Annotated in this window: 11 protein-coding genes; 5 read left to right on the plus strand and 6 right to left on the minus strand. The window is 61.0% G+C overall.

Annotated elements, in window-relative coordinates; all coding sequences use genetic code 11:
* The first annotated feature begins 17 nt into the window (after positions 1 to 17).
* Positions 18 to 905, plus strand: coding sequence for a dihydrodipicolinate synthase family protein (locus CXQ93_RS00200; RefSeq protein WP_104108500.1), 888 nt, complete (start codon positions 18 to 20; stop codon positions 903 to 905).
* A gap of 29 nt (positions 906 to 934) precedes the next feature.
* Entirely contained in the window at positions 935 to 2,167 is a 1,233-nt protein-coding gene (locus tag CXQ93_RS20975; protein ID WP_258068493.1) for an MFS transporter, read from the plus strand.
* Positions 2,168 to 2,301: 134 nt separating this feature from the next.
* Here CXQ93_RS20975 and CXQ93_RS00210 read toward each other — a convergent pair whose 3' ends face one another.
* The 5 genes from CXQ93_RS00210 to CXQ93_RS00230 are packed head-to-tail and all read right to left on the minus strand — an operon-like array spanning position 2,302 to position 9,197.
* Positions 2,302 to 3,564: a M20 family metallo-hydrolase gene (locus CXQ93_RS00210; RefSeq protein WP_104108501.1), complete on the minus strand. Its 1,263-nt coding sequence runs from the start codon at positions 3,562 to 3,564 to the stop codon at positions 2,302 to 2,304.
* Positions 3,561 to 5,036, minus strand: a complete 1,476-nt coding sequence (locus tag CXQ93_RS00215) for an amino acid permease (RefSeq protein ID WP_104108502.1) — start codon at positions 5,034 to 5,036, stop codon at positions 3,561 to 3,563. Before CXQ93_RS00215 ends, CXQ93_RS00210 begins: the two co-directional genes overlap by 4 nt.
* Before the next feature lie 38 nt (positions 5,037 to 5,074).
* Complete coding sequence (locus tag CXQ93_RS00220) at positions 5,075 to 6,697, minus strand: amidohydrolase (protein ID WP_104108503.1); 1,623 nt, start codon at positions 6,695 to 6,697, stop codon at positions 5,075 to 5,077.
* The gene (locus CXQ93_RS00225; protein ID WP_308470595.1) at positions 6,694 to 8,346 is read right to left on the minus strand and encodes an NAD(P)/FAD-dependent oxidoreductase; all 1,653 of its coding nucleotides are present in this window, start codon (positions 8,344 to 8,346) and stop codon (positions 6,694 to 6,696) included. The genes CXQ93_RS00220 and CXQ93_RS00225 overlap by 4 nt, the downstream gene beginning before the upstream one ends.
* A gap of 59 nt (positions 8,347 to 8,405) precedes the next feature.
* Positions 8,406 to 9,197, minus strand: coding sequence for a nitrilase-related carbon-nitrogen hydrolase (locus tag CXQ93_RS00230; RefSeq protein ID WP_104108504.1), 792 nt, complete (start codon positions 9,195 to 9,197; stop codon positions 8,406 to 8,408).
* Between the two features lie 255 nt (positions 9,198 to 9,452).
* On the opposite strand from CXQ93_RS00230, the gene CXQ93_RS00235 reads away from it, so the two are divergent.
* Entirely contained in the window at positions 9,453 to 10,595 is a 1,143-nt protein-coding gene (locus tag CXQ93_RS00235) for a helix-turn-helix domain-containing protein (RefSeq protein ID WP_181035991.1), read from the plus strand.
* Between the two features lie 33 nt (positions 10,596 to 10,628).
* Here CXQ93_RS00235 and CXQ93_RS00240 read toward each other — a convergent pair whose 3' ends face one another.
* Positions 10,629 to 11,687, minus strand: coding sequence for an Lrp/AsnC family transcriptional regulator (locus CXQ93_RS00240; protein ID WP_104108506.1), 1,059 nt, complete (start codon positions 11,685 to 11,687; stop codon positions 10,629 to 10,631).
* 160 nt (positions 11,688 to 11,847) lie between these two features.
* Here CXQ93_RS00240 and CXQ93_RS00245 point away from each other — a divergent pair, with 160 nt between their 5' ends.
* Complete coding sequence (locus CXQ93_RS00245) at positions 11,848 to 13,197, plus strand: M20 family metallopeptidase (RefSeq protein ID WP_104108507.1); 1,350 nt, start codon at positions 11,848 to 11,850, stop codon at positions 13,195 to 13,197.
* Complete coding sequence (locus CXQ93_RS00250) at positions 13,194 to 14,546, plus strand: MFS transporter (RefSeq protein WP_104108508.1); 1,353 nt, start codon at positions 13,194 to 13,196, stop codon at positions 14,544 to 14,546. Before CXQ93_RS00245 ends, CXQ93_RS00250 begins: the two co-directional genes overlap by 4 nt.
* The last annotated feature ends 153 nt before the right edge of the window (positions 14,547 to 14,699 follow it).

A 14,699-nucleotide genomic window follows, 5' to 3' on the forward strand; every position in this document is an offset into this window, starting at 1 on the left:
ATGAAAGAAGGAAGTAAGTGTTCAACGGCCTTTGCGCATTTCCCCTGACCCCCATGAACGGTGAAAGCCTCGATCTGGATGCCATGGCTGGGCTGGTGGCCCGCGCTGCCGAAGCCGGTGTGGACTCTCTGGGCGTCCTTGGTTCGACAGGTAACTACGCCTACTTGTCCCGCGACGAGCGCCGCGCAGTCCTCGAGACGTGCGTTATTGCCGCCGACGGCGTTCCGGTTCTCGCAGGTGTGGGGGCAACACGCACACGCGACGTGCTGGTGCTGGCCGGGGACGCACAAGCTGCCGGCGCCTCGGCGCTGCTTTTGGCCCCTGTCTCCTACCAGCGGCTCACTGAGGCGGAAGTCTTTGGCCTGTATGCGGACGTTGCCGCTGAATCAACACTCCCCATCGTCGTTTATGACAACCCGGGTACCACCGGTTTTACCTTCTCGGATGACCTGCACGCCCGCATTGCCCGCATTCCAGGAATTGTCTCCCTCAAGATCCCGCCGCCTCCTACCGGAGGTGTCGCGGCCCGACTCGGCACGCTTCGCCCGGGACTGCCGCAGAGCACAACAGTGGGTATTAGTGGGGACTGGGTTGCAGCTGAAGGGCTGCTTGCCGGCTGCGAGCTCTGGTACTCGGTGATCGCAGGTGTACTGCCCCGGCAGGCCAAAACCATTGTGGAACACGCAGTCGCCGGACGGCGGGATCTGGCCCGTGCAGCGTCCGCGGAGCTTGAACCCCTGTGGACGCTCTTCCGGGGCTACGGCAGCTTGCGCGTCACGGCAGCCCTTGCCGAAGATCTTGGACTCGTAGCGTCCGCGCCACTACCCTTGCCGCTGCGCGGACTGAACAGTGAGGGGCGGGACAAGGTCGCCAGCGCCATCCGTCTCATGGGGCTGGAGGCCTAGCCGATGACGGTTACTTCAGGGAGGAAGCCGTGAGTTTTCCCCGCAGCAAAATCCAAACCCAACTGGCCCCGGGGAGTCCCACTCCCGGAGGTCTGGCCCGCTACGTCCTTGCGGCAACCCTGGCTCGAAGTGCGGACGGCGGTGCCGTCGTCGCCATTGTTCTGCTCGTGACCGCCAGTGGAGCTCCGGGCTGGTTGGCCGGAATTCTCGGCGCCTGCATCACGGCGCCGCACCTCTTGGGCCCGCTCATTGCCAGGCGCCTGGACACTGCCCGTGACGGACGAGACGTGATCGCCTGGGCCTGTATGGTTCACGGGGTAACGCTGGCAGCTGCTGTTCTTCTATATCCGGTGACCTGGCCGATTGTCCCTGGATTGCTGCTCGTAGCATCCGGACTAGTGGGCCCGCTGCTGACAGGTGGGATCAGCAGCCGATTGGCTGCGATCGCGGGCGGTGACAGGATCAGCCAGCGGCGCGCCCAAGGGTGGGACGTTGCAACGTACGGAATCGGCGGCACCATTGGGCCGTCCCTGGTAGCAGCTGTCTCGGTATGGGTGAATCCCACCTCGGCGGCGCTGCTTTTGGCAGGTTCCACTTTTGTCGCGGCGGCAGTTGTCAGGCTTTTGCCTTATTCGCCTCCCGTGGCTGTTCCCCAGGACGTTCCCCGCCCCGGGCGAACGCTCCTCATGATTCTGTCCAGCGGACCCTTGCGGCGCACGCTCTACATGACGATCGTCGTCGCCCTTTCCGTCGCGGCACTGCCTATCACCGCAGTGGCATCCACAGGGGAACTCCGCGTTGTGCCCGCTGCTGCTGGAATACTCACAGCGGCGTACGGACTTGGCGGGCTTCTGGGATCCGCAGGTGTGATGATCCGGCCCCTGCGAACTGACGCGGACCCATTGCTGAGCTGGCTGGGTGCGGCCGTGGGCGTTGCCTTGTGCGGGGCTGCCTTCGCTGGGGACTTCCCGGTGGCCGTCGCGGCATACTGCTTCGTCGGCGTCCTCAACTCTTACTTTTTTGCAGCGACCTTGGCGGCCCGAAGCGAGTACGCACCAGCGGTAGCGCGCGGTCAGGTCTTTATGTGGGTCGGTGCTCTGAAGATCACCGCCGGATCAGCCGGCACAGCCTTGGCAGGGGCCATTATTGCGCCCGCAATCGACCTGCCCCTGTTCCTGGCCTCCGGGCTGATCGCGGCGGCCGTATTCGTTTCGATCCTTGACCGCCAGCACGAACGAAGCCGAATCCGGGCTTCTACCTAAGCAATAGGTTCCGCAACCGCCGTAGAAATGTGCCCGACGGCGCAATCGCTCAGCAGGCTTTCGTGCCGGATCGCGGGGTGGAATGCTCCAGAATGGTGAGGGGCACGGGAGTCATCAAACACCCTCGCTAAGAATCAGGCCGGGGCCAGTGCACCAGCACAGAGCCGCTGCAACACCTCAGTCAACATGGCCAGCCCTGCCACGATGTCCTCATCGTTGGTGTACTCGTGCTCATTGTGAGAGATCCCGTCAACGCTGGGTACAAACAGCATGATGGTGGGCACCAGGTCCTTCATGTTGGTCGAGTCGTGGCCTGCCAGGGTCATGACCTCTTTGTTGGACAGGCCCAAATCCGCGGCCACCTTCGCCGCCAGTTCCACGCCTTCTTGCTGGTAGGGCGTGACGGGCCAGGAATGCGACTGGTGCTGTTCAATGGAAATATTGGCCAGTGCTTCAATATCAGCGATGCGGCCGTGCAACAGTGTGTCTGCCTCGGCCAGAACAGTTTCATCAGCACTGCGCAGGTCAAGCAGCAGACTCACGCGCGATGGCACCACGACAGGTGAATTTGGGTAGACATTGAGCTGCCCGACGGAGGTGTGGAGGACTCCCGGGAAACGGTTGGCCAGCTCGCGGGCCGCGACCACCAGCATGGAAGCGCCCAGCAGCGCGTCCTTGCGATCCTCGATCACGGTGGACCCGGTGTGGGCCTGTGCGCCGTGGACCACAAATTCGTACTTGTTGGCGGCCCAGTTCGATGACACCAAACCGATGGTGATGCCATCCCGTTCCATGCTCCGGCCCTGTTCGATGTGGATTTCGGCGCAAAAGACTGCTTTGGGTCCGGCAAAGTCGCCCCGGCACCCAAGGGCATCCAGGGCATCACGGACAGAAATACCGGCGGCGTCCGTCGTCGAGAGTGCCGTGTCCAGCGCCAACTTGCCGGTGTACACGGAGGAGCCCATCATGGATGGCTTGAAGCGAGAACCTTCCTCGTTAAACCAATTGACGACGGCGATGTTGTACTTGGGTGCCTTGCTGCCGGGTTCGCTCCACGCTGCTTTGAGTCGAATGGCTGCGTGCGCCGCGGCAAGGACTCCATAAGCGCCGTCGTAGCGTCCAGCAGTTGGCTGGGAATCCATGTGCGATCCAGCCACAACGAACGGGGCACCCGGCACTGCCTCATACAACCCCCACTGGTTGCCGGCATGATCGAACGTCACGGTGAAGCCATGGGTCTCCAACAGGCCTGTGAGCCAGTGGCGCTGCTCGCCGTCCGGAACACTAGCAGCCTGGCGGTCAACACCGCCGTTGCCGGTGGCGCCAAAGGCGCTCATGGTGTGGAAATCCGCTAAGAAGACATTGTCCTGATCGGTAAAGCTGGCCTGTGACGTCATGGGGTTCCCTGTCGGTAGTTCTCCGCGATTTCCTCGGCGGTGACGACGGGGATCGAGGCTGTGAGCGGATGCCCGTTCTTAATGAGCCGCTTCTTGGTGAACCACCAGAGCACGCCGAGCAGGCAGAACCACAACGGTGAGAGGATCAGGGCAATACGGGTGTCTTCGCCCGCATACAACGTCACGAGAATGAACGCGAAGAACGCGAGCACGAGCCAGGGCGTGATGCGGGGGAACGGCAGCTTGAAGCGTGAGGCCGCGTGACGGTCGGGGTGTTTGCGGTAGTAGCGGATGTAGCTGACAACAATAATCCCCCAGGTGAACAGGATGTTGGCTGCGCAGATAGAGGTGACGATCGTGAAGGCCGCCAGCAACGAGTCGCCCGCATAGAGGAGCGGGATCGCTGCGAAGAGGAACACCGCGGTGAAGAAAACCGCGTTCCGTGGAACCGAGCGTGCCGTCCTTTCGCCCAGCTTTTCAGGGGCCTGGCGGTCCTTGGCCAGACCGAATGCCATGCGGCTGGCCGAGTAGACACCCGAATTCGCGCTGGATGCCGCCGAGGTCAGCACCACCAGGTTGATGGCGAATGCCGCCCCTGTAAACCCGACCATGGCGAACATCGAGGTGAAGGGGCTTTCTCCTGGGTTGATCTGGTTCCACGGGGTCACTGCCATGATGATGGCAAGTGCGCCTACATAGAACACAAGGATGCGAACCACGATCGAGTTGATGGCCCGGGGCAGGTTGCGGTGCGGGTCGCGTGTTTCTGCCGCAGTGGTGCCGACGAGCTCTATGCCGATGAAGGCGAAGATGCCAAGCTGGAAGCCGAGAATGAATCCGCCGAAACCGGTGGGGAAGAATCCGCCGTGTTCCCACAGGTTGGCAAGGTTGGCCTCGGTGCCTGTCGGGCTGGTGAACCCGGTGAAGACAAGAATGAGACCGACAACAATGAGGCCAAGGATGGCAACGATCTTGATGATGGCGAACCAGAACTCGGTCTCACCAAAGGCCCGCACCGGTTGCAGGTTCAGGACCAGCAGGGCCACAGCGGTGATCATCGCGGGGATCCAGACGGCGATGCCGGGGTTGAAGTACTGCACGTACGCGGTGATCGCGACGATGTCGGCCACGCAGGCGATGACCCAGGAGAACCAGTAGTTCCAGGAGACAAAGAAGCCGGCCCACGGGCCGATGAGATCCTTTGCAATGTCGCCAAAGTTCTTGTAGTTCAGGTTGGACAGCAACAGCTCACCCAAGGCGCGCATGACAAAGAACAGCATGAAGCCAATGATCATGTAGACAAAGATCACCGACGGCCCAACCAGGCTGATGACCTTCCCTGAGCCAAAGAAGAGCCCGGTTCCAATGGCTCCGCCGATGGCAATCAGCTGGAGATGCCGGTTGCTGAGACCTCGGGCCAGCCCTGATGCGGTGTCGTCAGTGACACCTTGTTGTGCGGTTTGTTTCCCCATGGGAATCCTCAATTTCAGTACATCGAATGGTGCAGTGGTTAGGAGAGCAGCCCGTGCGGATCGTGTGTGGCTTCGCCGCCGAGCACTGTGGCGACCACCTCGATGGAGCCGATCCGTGAGGCATCGATAGTGGTGGGATCGTCGGCCAGCACTGTCAGATCGGCCAGGTAGTTGGCACGTAGCTGTCCCAGCCTGTCGCCAGTACCGGTGGCTGCCGCCGAGCCAACGGTGTAGGCACGCAAGGCTTCGGTGGCACTGATGCGTTCAGCCGGTCCGTACTCGGCGCCGCTGGCCGTCATGCGCTCAACGAACGATTGCATAACACGCAACGGCCTGCCGTCGGCAACAGGGCGGTCCGAGCTGCCAGGCAGAACGGCTCCGGCTTCCAAGAGACTCTTCACCGGGTAGGAATGCTGCGCCCGATCCTCTCCCAGCAGCACACGCATGCCGTCGCCAAAGGCGTGGATGAAATGCGGCTGTGGCACCAAGACGATGTCATTATTGGCGATTCGGGCGATCTGATCGGGACGTACATAGCCGCCGTGCTCGATCCGGTGCGGGCTGCGCGGGGCTCCGTAGCGTGCCCGGGCCTCCTCGATGGTCTCAAGAGCGAGATCTACTGCCGCGTCACCAATGGCATGCAGGGCAAGTGTCCATCCGGCGGAGGCCGCGGCAAGTGCCGCGCGGGTGAGCTCCTGCGGATCTGCCTGCAGGTAGCCGGAGTTTGAGTGGTCGCACCCAAAATAAGGTTCGGTCATGGCGGCGGTGGCGCCTAGTAGCGAGCCGTCGGTGAAGATCTTCACTGGCCCCAACCGCAGCCGGTCATCGCCCAGGCCCGTGCGGATGCCTGTCTGCAGAGTCCGGGTGCCACCGGCGTCGAAGTTGAGGGCATCGAGGGTGATCATGGGACTCATGCGGGTGCGCAGGGTGCCACGTTCCAGGACATTTTGGTAGGCCGCGAACTCGATGGGGCTGTTGCCGATCCAGCCGCCGGCGATCCCGGCGTCTGTCACGCTGGTCAGGCCTTCGGCGGCGTATACGGCGGTTGCACGTTCCAGTGCGTCCTCAATGCTCGCCAGCGGGTACGGCATGAACAGATCCTGGACGAGGCGAAGTGCGTTTTCCTCAAGCAAGCCCGTTTCGTTGCCCTGCCGGTCGCGGACGATTCCACTATCTTGCTCGGCGGAACCGCCCCCGTTCTGTCGGATCCGGGCAAGGACGGAAGAGTTCACCAACCCGCTGTGTCCGGAATTAGATTTGAGAAACAGTTTGTGGTTTGGTGCAGCGGCGTCGAGTCCGGCCAGCGTGGGCTCTGAGGCAAGATTGAGCAGCTCAAGGTTCGCGCCCATGATCCACTCGCCTTCCGGCACAATCGCAGCCTTTGAAGCAACCTTCGCGTAGACGTCCTGTGCCGTGCGCGCTGTGGAAAGGTCCAGTTCCGTCATCGATAGTCCGAACCAGACACTGTGTGCGTGGACGTCATTAAAGCCAGGGACGACGACGGCCCCGTCCAGATCCACTGTCTTTGCCGCAGTAAAGCCGTCGAGCTGCCCGTCAATGCCCATGATGCGTCCGCGATGCAGACCAATGCGCTGCGCCTGCGGGTAGTCGGCGTCGCAGGTGAGGATCCGCCCGTTGTTCAGGATCGTGTCGATCATCATGGCAGTACCACCGGCATCAAATCGTTCCAGCGCTCGCCCGGTCCGGGGTTTTGGGAATGGCTGGAGCCGCCGAGGGTACGTTGCACGCCCCAGATCGCGTTGAGTGCCGTGGTGACGGCCCCTTCAATCCAGCCTGCCGTCCAGGAGACGTCGTCGCCGGCTAGGAAGACACGCTGCGGGCCATCTTCGGGGGAGGCCTCGATGAAGTGGGAGTACAGGGAGCGCTGGTAGCGGTAGTGTCCGGGCAGGTTGATCTTGAACGCACCGGCGTAGTTGGGTTCGTTCTCCCACGACACGGCCACCGGGCTGCCAATCACGTGGCTGCGCAGGTCTAGGCCGGGGTAAATCTCTTCGAGATTGCGGATGGCGATGTCCGCGCGTTCTTCGGCGCTGAGCGGTGCCCACTGGAGGGAGTCATCATTCCAGGTGTATGAGAGGCAGATGAGGCCGGGGCGTCCGGGACCGTTGTCGAACAGGTAGGTGCCGCGGGTGACCCGGTCGGTGAGTGTCGTGCTCATGGCGTTCAAGCCGGTTTCCGGGTCGGTGTCGTTCCAGAACGGTCGGTCCACAGCAATGAAGGTCTTGGAGGACTGCAGGTAGTGGGTGCGTCGCATCGCCATCCATACCTCAGGTGTAAATAGGGATTCGTCGGTGTTGATCTTGGTGGAGAGCAAACCCTTGTGGGCGGTGACGATGGCAGCTGAATATTCCCGCGTGGTTCCGCTGGCATCCGTAATTGCGACGCCGTTGCCCGTGTTTTTGATGTGGGTGACAGCGCCCAGCGGGGTGCCATTGTGCAGCGAGGCCAAGCTGGTGCCGGCCGGCCAATGTGCGGGATTCTCCGGGGCTTGGCTCCACAGAAGGTCGGTGAAAGTCTTCGCCCCTCCGGTGATGCGACGGTGGTCTTCTTCGGCGTCGACGAAGACCACCCGAAGGATCTCAAGGATCGCGTTCGGGAAGCTGACGTCCCAGCCGCCGGAGCCGAAGCCGATCATGCCGAAAGCTTCCTTGGCTTCGAAAGGCAGGCGCCCGAATGCCTCGGACGTGGAGAGGTAGGCCCAGAAGGAGGTGTCATCGAAGCGCGGCACCAGCTCATTCCAGAGGCGCTTGATGGTTTCCTCATCGCGCGAACGGATGGCTTCCTGCATTTCATCGAAGCTCGCCCTTTCGCCCAGGCATGCTTTCCAGGCTTCCTGCACGGTTTGGTAGACCTCCGGCAGATCGGCGGCAGTATTTGCCCGCACAGTGCGTCCCAGAATATCGATAGTGGTTCCCGGCGAGGCGCTGGTCAGCGGGTTGGGGAACGGTGTCGATTCGACTCCCAGAAGGTCCGCGAAGTGCCAGAACGCCAAACTTGATTTGGGGAAACGCATTCCGCCCATGTCGGCAATCAAGCCACCCGAACCGGGCACCTCGACCCCGCGCAAGCGTCCACCGATGCCTTCGGCATCGTAGATGACTGGTTTCAGTCCCAGTGCAATAGCCTGGTAGCCGGCAAGCAGGCCCGCCGCACCGGCGCCGACGATGGCGATCTCGGTCCCCAGCTGGTCCTCGGGCACAGACCCGACGCCCGCGGGGTTGCGCAGGAATTCGTCGTAGGAGAACGGGAAGTCCGGCAGGAGCATGCTGATGGATGACGATTCGGGCACAGAGAAGCCTTTCTGGGGGCGGGAGCGAGGTTTGCGGGGGAAAACGGTGGGACTTGCGATTAATTCAATGGGTGCAGGGTGCTGGCGATCTTCAGGTAGTCGACAGCCTCACGGGCTTCGGCGAGCCTGGAACGGTCCAGATCGGCCAGCACGATCTGCTCATCGTCCTGTGCCGTGGTCAACCGTTGCCCGAAGGGATCTGCGACGGTGCTGTTTCCGGAGAAGCCCTCTCCGGAATGGTTGGAATACACGATAAAGATCTGGCTTTCATAGGCGCGGCAAGGAACAACCAAGGTCGAAATCATCCTGGTGTCCAAGGCGTGGGGGCGGCCATCGACATCCGGGCGCAGGGGGATCGCGGTGGGGACAAGCAGCAGCTCGGCGCCGCCGAGGGCTGCCTGGCGGACAAACTCGGGGAACTCGACATCAAAGCAAACGCCCATTGCCACCTTCCAGCCCAGCACTTCGAGGATCTGCGGATCCGTGGTGCCTGGGGTGAAAGCGGCAAGTTCCGCAGCGCCGAACAGGTGCTGCTTGCGGTAGCGGGCAAGTTCTTCGCCGTCCGGGGAGAAGAGCGATGCGCAGATATGGCGGTGCTCGCCGTCGGCCTCGACTGTCGATGCCACAAGGAACAGTCCGGATTCCCGGGCGATTTCGGCGAGCACTTCCCGGTGGGTATGGCCCGGGTCGTTGGCGATGTCCGCCGGCTGGTAGGAACTCAGGAACAGCTCAGGGGTGACAAGGAGCTGCGCTCCCTCGCCGGCTGCGAAGCGGGCCGCCTTGCGCACGATTTCGGCGTTGCGCTGCCAATCCCCGAAGGTGCTTGGTGATTGAAGGGCTGCTACGCGCATTATTTGTTCTCCTCTTACTGTTTGGTGCTGGAAACTGTCGGGACGGTGGCGAAATCCGGTCTGTCTCTCTCTCTCTCTCTCTCTCTCTCTCTGCCTGTTCCGACGTGTTGGACATAAGTACATAAACTCACGGACAACTTCTGACAAACTTAGTCCGCTAGTGATGGGGGGCACAATGGAGGATGCGTGCTATCTTGACTTGGGTAACTGTGCATGTTCACAGTGTTGTGGCCGGTGCGGGGAAAGGTGGATTTCATGTCCGAACAGACTTGGGCCGGGGTGCTGGAGGAACTGCTACTCGACGTGGATTCCCTCGTTGACCAGTTCATGCAAATCTTGGCCCCCGATCCCGCCTATGGAAAATCCTCGATCTCACTCTCGGAATTGCGCGCAGTCGACCGGGAAATTTTTGTGGCACTGATCCAGTTCCTGGGTGACCCGGTGGCTAACCGTGAACAACTCAGGGCGCTTGCTGCGGACCTGGGAACCCGCCGTGCCATCGATGGCATTCCGTTGGATACCCTGGTCGCGGCGATCCGGCTCGACTTCAGCATCATCTGGTCGGCGCTGAGCAATCCCAAGTATGGGCTGCCACCGGAAATTCAAGTCGTCCATGGGCAGCGCGTCTGGGAAGCGGTGGAAATCTATACGGCCCAGGTGCATATGCACTATTCCGAGGCATTGCGAGCCCAAGATCTTCTTGATCGCGAAACCGTGCTGCGGAATCTGGCGCTGTTATTCGGTGACTCGGCACCTGGACAAGCGGACTTGGCGCGCATCGCGGGAACGCTGCGCATCTCGGAGCATGCGAACTTCAGGTTAGTGGCCGTCAACCGCACGGACCTACCTACTACCTTGCAGCGCTTGGCCCCACGCGTTCACGGCCGAATATTTGGGCTGGAACTGGCTCATCAGGCTGTGGTCTTTTGGGAAACCATGGCTCCGGTCTGGCAAGACCTTGGCGCCGAGGAGTCCTTGGCTGTCTCGACGGTGCCGTGCGCTGTGGCACCGATCGCCAGGGGAATGAGCGAACTAGGTGATGCGGCGGTTGTTGCACGCGAGGTTCTCTCCGACCTTCCCGTGGGACTGGTGGGAGCGTACACCCCGATTGACCGGTGGCGAACAATTGCCCATCATCGGATGGCGTTGGTTGGCTGTGATCCCAGAACTATGATCGAGCGCCGGCTTGAGCAGGTCCCCGCGGCCGACCGTGACCGGCTGATTCAGACGGCGCGGGTCTACCTGCGTACTGGGAGTTTGTCAGTCACCGCCGAGCAGGAATATTGTCATCGAAACACGGTCATCAATCGTCTGGATTCCTTCGCAAAGCTCACAGGTGTCGATGTGCGTCAACCTTCCGGGGCAGCCCTCGGCCTGCTTGCGCTTGAGTCAACATAGTCACATGGACGACGCCGGTCGCCGAGGCACAGACTAGCGGGTAGACCCGCTGCTGCCAGGAACTGGACGGAGAAGATCGCCAGGGCCCGACCAAACCGAACGGCCGTCCTTGCCCATGTTCCGATGCATGCGCTTCCAAGTGCGCAAGTGGAGGACGGACTCAGTCACAGTGACGCCAATACTCGAGTCGACCAGGCGCGCTTCAAACGCTGCCGACTCCTCGAGCGTCCGACTCAGAGCGGTGATGACAATATTTGCATCCCCTATGGTCATCGCCACGAGCCGAAGCCCCCGATACTCGCGCGCGGCCGCAGTGAGGGCGTTGATGCCACCTCCCGGAACACGCAGGAACCATGATTGCTCAATGGGCCAGCCGCTCACCTCGTACGACATCTCACACCGAACTGTCACGGCACCCGACTGCAAAAGCGCCGTGAGCTGCCGGCGCACTGTCGCCTCGTGCCGGCCAACGACATCAGAGAGGTGCGCAATGTTTGCACGCGGCTCACGAATCAACGCATCCGCCAGCGCCTTCTTGTCGTCGTCGAACGTTGGGCCTGCTGATTCACGCCACGTCCCCGGAGCGCTCCGGATTGCACTATGTTCAGCGAGCTTGCGCTGCTGAGCGTCAAGGGCATCAAGGCGCCACGATGCGCCCTCCGCCAGTAATCTGGCAACGAACCGAGCGTGCACATCTTGTACGCCGGGAATTAGCGCGACCGCGTCGAGCACGCTGCCAACCAGTGTCTCCAGACGATCGGCGGTAATTGTCACATGCATTTGCGAAGCACGCGCACCTTCGCTCAACGCCATCACACTCTCATGTGCGCATAGCGCCTCAATGGTTGATTCGCGCTGAGTCATATCCACTGTGACTGTTGCAAACGCCATGGCGGCACGTGTGCCAAGTGATTCGTAGGCAATGAGCCACGCGAGCCCCTGAGCTTCAAGCCTTTCCCACCGTTGCGCCGTGGCGGCTGGTGAGCGGCCGACTATCTCCCCAAGTGCCGTCCAAGTGATTCGGGGTGCGATCTGCAATGCGTGAATGATTTGCCGATCGATCTCGTCGACCGAACGTGACGCATTTGTCATTTAAGCTCCTCCATGTCCGTGTGATTATCCGTCGAAGGGAGCAATAATGCAGGAAATCCACGATTGTGTCTTAGCCCACTTTCCTCGAGCCTAGTATCTTACACAACCACAACGCGTCAGCATTACTGCTTTCACGTTCCCTTAAACAGAAGGACCGAGCATGGACGCACGAACACTCTCCTCAGGGTTGGCGAAGCGCCTGACAACGCTCCGCCGGGATATTCACCGGAAGCCGGAAGTTGGTCTTCACCTGCCAGAGACACAACGTCGTGTTCTGAGCGAACTCGAGGGCCTCGGTTTGGAAATCACCACCGGGCGCTCACTCAGTTCGGTCACGGCAGTGCTACGCGGTACCTCACCTGACCGCCCAACGTCCGACGCCCCGGTTGTGCTGCTCCGGGCCGATATGGATGCACTTTCCGTGCAGGAGGAAAACGATCTCGAGTTCGCTTCCGAGATCCCAGGGGCAATGCATGCTTGCGGCCATGACTTGCATACCTCAATGCTCGTCGGGGCAGCACACATGCTTGCCGCGCAGCGCGATGAAATCCCCGGCGACGTCGTATTTATGTTCCAGCCCGGAGAAGAGCTACACGACGGTGCAGCGATCATGGTCGCCGAAGGCGTGCTCGACGCTGCAGGGCGTCGCGCTGATGCGGCATACGCGCTTCACGTATTCTCAGACCGGGGCCAAGTCGGCTCGTTTTCCACCCGAGCAGACACCATAATGTCCGCTGCTGACACGTTGAAGGTCACTGTGATCGGCCGCGGTGGGCACTCATCGGCCCCGTATCGAGCCATCGACCCCGTTACTCTCGCCGCAGAGATGGTGCTTGCGCTCCAAACTTTCGTGACGCGTCGTTTCGATGTTTTCGACCCTGTAGTCATCGGGATTGGCGCGATTTCCGGTGGAGACCTCGCTGCACCAAATGCGATTCCCGAACGCGTGCGATTCAGCGCCTCAGTGCGGTCCTGGTCAGCAGCCTCACGCGACAGGTTCCAAGCAGAAGTAGGCCCCTTGCTCGAGGGAATCGCGGCGGGTCATCGGGCGAGCGTCGTCGTTGAAGTCCTGCCAGGGTACCCGGCCACGATCACGGACTCCGTAGAAACCGAATTCGCGGCCCGGACCATTACGGAAACGTTCGGCGCGGACAGATTCACGAGTCTGAAGAATCCGTTGGCCTGTTCGGAAGACTTTTCCCGCGTCCTCGCCAAAGTGCCTGGATCATTCATCGTGCTCTCCGCCGGAGAAGAATTGGAAGGCGGCTCCGAACATGCGGACAACCACAGCGCACGAGTGCGATTCAGCGAAACTGTGCTCACCGATGGTGCAGCACTTTACGCACAGCTCGCGGCAGATCGCTTGACCGAACTCGTACGCGATACTTCCCCGGTGTCTACCTCAGCCGTATCGACGCCGGACTTCTCCACTTTCTCATCCTCGACGGGTTCGCCAGAAGCCACAGCCGCTTCCGCGCCCACCACATCACTTGAAAAGGCAGTTCGATGACCCCAAAAAACTCCGCAGTTGACAACCGTCGGGCCCTGGTCGGCGCCGGGTTTGGAAATGCACTCGAATGGTTCGACTGGTCGATCTATGCGACATTTGCGCCCTTCTTCGCCTCAAGCTTCTTCAATGCGGATGACCCCGTGTCAGCTTTCATGTTCACGCTTGTCGTCTTCGCGGTTGGTTTCGTCGGCCGTCCAATCGGCGGATTCATCTTCGGGCGACTTGGCGATCGCGTCGGACGACGTACGACAATGACGCTCACGGTCGGCCTCATCGCCGCCGGTGGGCTCCTCATCGGTTTGAGTCCAAACTATGCAACGATCGGTGTGTTCGCCTCAGTTCTCTTGCTCGTGGCTCGACTCGTACAGGGGCTGGCGTACGGTGGCGAACAGCCGTCCGTCGGTGCCTACTTGTCCGAACGCGCTCCTGCCAAGCATCGCGGGCTTTGGGCATCGCTCATCTATTCCTCTGGAACTATCGGCGTCATTGCAGGCCTTGTGCCCGCCGGTATCCTGACTGCGCTACTCAGTTCGGAAGACATGCAGGCATGGGGCTGGCGTATACCGTTCATCATCGCCGGTCTCGGTGGACTCTATGCATTGTGGATGCGACGCAATATGCCCGAAACCGAACAGTTCAACGAACGGCTCGAGGGTGTAAAGGAAAAGGTCTCCGACTCGAAGCCACGGGCCAGCGCATGGAGCGACATGTGGCGGATGCGCCGGTCGGTGCTCCAGGTTGTGGGTATGACCGTGGGCACGACAGTTGCTTACTACTACTGGATTGTAGCTTCTTCCTCATATTCCATCAGTGTTTTGCATGCAAATCCGACAGAAGTCCTTTTTGCCGGAGTCGCTGCGAACATCTTGTTCATCGTGATGTTGCCGCTGTGGGGGATGCTCTCTGATCGCATTGGTCGCCGTCCGGTCATGCTGTTTGGCTTTATCGGCCTCATTGTGACGTTGTTCCCGCTGTCCAGTCTCATTGACGGGAATCCGCTCCATCTCTTCTTTGCGATGACTGGAGCAGCTGTCTTCATGACGGCAATCGTCTCGATCTCACCCGCTGTCATGAGCGAGCTCTTCCCCACTCGTGTCCGCACGACTGGTGTTGCGGTGCCGCTCGCAGTTGCCACATCCATCTTTGGAGGTACGTCCCTGTACCTGCAGACTTGGCTTTCCACCTCGTTCGGTCCGCATGCATTCCTCATCTATCTGAGCGTGCTCCTGGTTATTTCGGCAGTCACGATCTTCACGATCCCCGAAACCAAGGGGCGCGAACTTAGTGACGACGTCGAATCATTCACCGACGCAGGGCGGGGACAGCGCGGCATCAAAGTAGGGGTGTAATCACTGGCTCGTACGGAGTGCATTCCGCATAACCGATGCACCGGAGTATGGCCGCTATCCGATCGATCAAGATCGAAGGGTAGCGGCCATACTCCGTAGCTGCTGTGTAAGATTCACCGGAATTCATCCGGGGGATCCTGCAGCCGCCCTGAG

This window comes from Arthrobacter sp. N199823, assembly GCF_002929705.1.
Lineage (GTDB): Bacteria > Actinomycetota > Actinomycetes > Actinomycetales > Micrococcaceae > Specibacter.

Bases quoted from the DNA above. Each gene is read 5' to 3' on its own strand.
- CXQ93_RS00240 (WP_104108506.1), bottom strand. From the start codon at position 11,687: ATGACAAATGCGTCACGTTCGGTCGACGAGATCGATCGGCAAATCATT.
- CXQ93_RS00235 (WP_181035991.1), top strand. From the start codon at position 9,453: ATGTCCGAACAGACTTGGGCCGGGGTGCTGGAGGAACTGCTACTCGAC.
- CXQ93_RS00250 (WP_104108508.1), top strand. From the start codon at position 13,194: ATGACCCCAAAAAACTCCGCAGTTGACAACCGTCGGGCCCTGGTCGGC.
- CXQ93_RS00245 (WP_104108507.1), top strand. From the start codon at position 11,848: ATGGACGCACGAACACTCTCCTCAGGGTTGGCGAAGCGCCTGACAACG.
- CXQ93_RS00220 (WP_104108503.1), bottom strand. From the start codon at position 6,697: ATGATGATCGACACGATCCTGAACAACGGGCGGATCCTCACCTGCGAC.
- CXQ93_RS00230 (WP_104108504.1), bottom strand. From the start codon at position 9,197: ATGCGCGTAGCAGCCCTTCAATCACCAAGCACCTTCGGGGATTGGCAG.
- CXQ93_RS00215 (WP_104108502.1), bottom strand. From the start codon at position 5,036: ATGGGGAAACAAACCGCACAACAAGGTGTCACTGACGACACCGCATCA.
- CXQ93_RS00210 (WP_104108501.1), bottom strand. From the start codon at position 3,564: ATGACGTCACAGGCCAGCTTTACCGATCAGGACAATGTCTTCTTAGCG.